General features: G+C 65.1%; 3 protein-coding genes and 1 pseudogene. 2 read left to right on the forward strand and 2 right to left on the reverse strand.

The features are described 5' to 3' along the window. On the reverse strand, positions 1–908 hold a 908-nt coding region (locus ACFWPJ_RS07040; RefSeq protein WP_378848207.1), incomplete at its 3' end, for a helix-turn-helix domain-containing protein. Between the two features lie 427 nt (positions 909–1,335). Between ACFWPJ_RS07040 and ACFWPJ_RS07045 the strand changes: the two genes are divergently transcribed. Beyond that, positions 1,336–1,695: a DUF4254 domain-containing protein gene (locus tag ACFWPJ_RS07045; RefSeq protein WP_019048160.1), complete on the forward strand. Its 360-nt coding sequence runs from the start codon at positions 1,336–1,338 to the stop codon at positions 1,693–1,695. 64 nt (positions 1,696–1,759) lie between these two features. Continuing rightward, positions 1,760–2,086: pseudogene (locus ACFWPJ_RS07050) on the forward strand (ABC transporter permease subunit); the annotation flags it as partial. A 97-nt stretch (positions 2,087–2,183) separates the two neighbouring features. On the opposite strand, the gene ACFWPJ_RS07055 reads toward ACFWPJ_RS07050, so the two are convergent. Continuing rightward, positions 2,184–2,531 (reverse strand): SDR family NAD(P)-dependent oxidoreductase, encoded by a 348-nt coding sequence (locus ACFWPJ_RS07055; RefSeq protein ID WP_378848210.1) that lies wholly within the window; start codon positions 2,529–2,531, stop codon positions 2,184–2,186. Positions 2,532–2,589: the final 58 nt, after the last annotated feature.

Consider the following 2,589-nt stretch of genomic DNA (forward strand, 5'->3'; position numbering starts at 1 on the left):
TTATAAAACACTACCCCTGAAACCCAGTTTAATAACTGTATCGTGGGCTCGTATTTGTTTATAAGACACAGCTGGAACCCCACGGCCGAGTCGCGCGGGCTGAGCGCCATCGCCCGCAGTTGGTCGAAGATGACGCCGAAGCGGCGGATCTCCGAGTGTCCCTCGACCAGGTCGTGGATCGACATACTCTCCACGTACACCAGTTCGGGGTCGACCGGGTTCCGGAAATCGAGCAGGGTGAACGAGCCTGCCATCCCGGGATGGGCTCCCGCGTCGAACGGCAATACCTGCAGGATGACGTTCTTGCGCTTGGTCTCGAGCAGCAGTCGGTCGAGCTGACCGACCATCGTGGCAGGTCCGCCGACAATCCTCCGGATCGCCGCCTCGTCCATCACCACCCACAGCTCCAGCGGTTCTTCCTTGGTCAGGTTGACGGCGCGGTCCATCCTCGCCTGTGCCCTGCTCTCCATCACCGACGCGTCGAGCCGTGGCATCGAGGTATCGATCACCGCGGCGGCGTAGTCGAAGGTCTGCAACAGGCCGGGCACAGTCGACGTCTGGTACTGGCGCGCCGACAGTGCCTCCGCTTCGAAATTGATGTAAGTGGCATATACCTCGGACAACGCGCCCTCATAGGCGTGCGACATGCCGGGTTTGAGCGCGTCGGTGAGCAGGCTGAGCGCTTCTTCGCGCGCTTTCTCGTTGACCTGGTACAGGTCGAGCATCGCGCCGAGAGTGCGGCGTTGCGGGCGAGCCTGCGCCATTTCGATGCGATACAGCGTGGTCACGTTGATGCCGGTGCGAGCGCTGACATCTTCCTTGCTCAGACCCGCGGATTCGCGCAACTCGCGCAACATGGCGGCGAGCCGTCGCAGCCGGACGGTCAGTGTCGTGCGCTTGCCTGCCATGGTTCCCCTTCGCCTGTGGCGCGCTTCGTGAATCGCATTATTGCGCTGTGGGGCGCCGATGTCACGCGATCGGTGAAGAAGGCAGGCCATCACGCATCGCCGGAGGTCGGCGCGCTCGATGAAACGCCGTAAAGCGCTGTGGCCCTGCGGATGTGACCGCCGGTTCTGTCAGGGCGGCTTTACTGCAAGGGTGACAACGCAATCTTGCGTTTCGTCTTGTGAGCGAGCATGATCCAGTTAGCCTGGTTGCGAGCAATCCGAACAGAAGACCGGGATAACCGAATCGAGAGCCAATCATGTTGGTACACAAATCTTGGGTGTCGGGTGAATTCGGGGCGTTGCGATGAGCGCGCCGGTGATGGGGGTACTGCCGACTGCGCCGCAATTGTTGTGCGCATTCCAGGGCAGGCGTTTTCAAGATCGAGAATTGTTGCGGTCGGCGCACGCGCTCGCTGAACTGCACGAACGGCGGGCACAGGTGCGTGATGCCGCACTGATCGCCGAAATCGACTGCCGTCGCAGCGAACTCGTCGACGACATCAACGACTGGATCGTGCAGGAGATTCCGTTGCATCGCAACGGCGCGTCACTGCACACCGAGAGTCTGGGTGCCGTCGTCGACCGGATGGCGCGCAGCTGGGTGGATGCCAACCAGGCCATCGACCTCGACGGTGCGCGCAGCGACAGCACGCACAAGCACTGGTACCACCTTGCCGAGCTGGTCGACGGCTACACCGATCTGGTCACCGATGTGGCCGGTGGCAGGCGCAGGCTGCCTGAGCAGTAGCCCGTCACGCGTGCTCGGGTGACAGCATCGCCTCGAAGGCGATGCGGTCACCCCGGTACAGCGACTGGACCGCCTCGACCCCGTCTACAGCCAGGCCGCCGAATCCCTCGGCGCCGGCCCGGTGCGTGTGCTGTGCCAGATCACCCTCCCGCTACTGCTGCCCGCCCTCGGCGCCGCCGCGGGTCTGGCGGTAGCCCTGTCCATGGGCGAACCCGGCGCCACGATCATGGTCTACCCCGCCATCTGGAAGACGTTGCCCGTCAGCATCTTCGCCCAAACCGACCGCGGCGAGGTGTTCGACGCCGAGGCCGGGACCACGGTCCTCGTGGTGGTGACGCTGGTCGTGCTCGTCGTCCTCGGCCGGGTGCGGGGCCGCGCCGCCTTGCGGTGAGTCGAGCAGCCTCGCACTGCGCTGAGCGTGCACTATCCGGCCACATGGCCCGATTTTCGACCGGAAGTCGAGTCGGTGCGCGCTCAGCGCAGTCTCGCTACAGGAGCGCGGCGGCGTCCACGGCTGTGAGACCGCCGTCGACCCGGAGGTCATGGCCGTTGACGTAGGCGGCGTCGCCGGAGGCCAGGAAGGCGATGGCGGCAGCGACATCCTGGGCAGTCCCGACCCGACCGGCGGGGGACAGAGCCGCGACACCTGCCTGGGCGGCGTCGGAGAGTTCGGCGCGGAAAGCCGGCGTGTCGATGTAGCCGGGGCTGACCGAGTTCACGCGGATCCGGCGCGGCGCCAATTCGGCGGCGAGCGTGCGGGTCAGGTTGTGGACGGCGGCCTTGCTCGCCGAGTACAGGGCCGAAGCGCGGGCACCCCCCCGGAGGCCCAAACACACCGAGATATCGATAGCGCCGGTAAATCGGCCCCGCCGCCCCCACATTATGATCGAGAAA

The sequence above is a fragment of the Nocardia sp. NPDC058497 genome (assembly GCF_042720195.1).
GTDB lineage: Bacteria > Actinomycetota > Actinomycetes > Mycobacteriales > Mycobacteriaceae > Nocardia.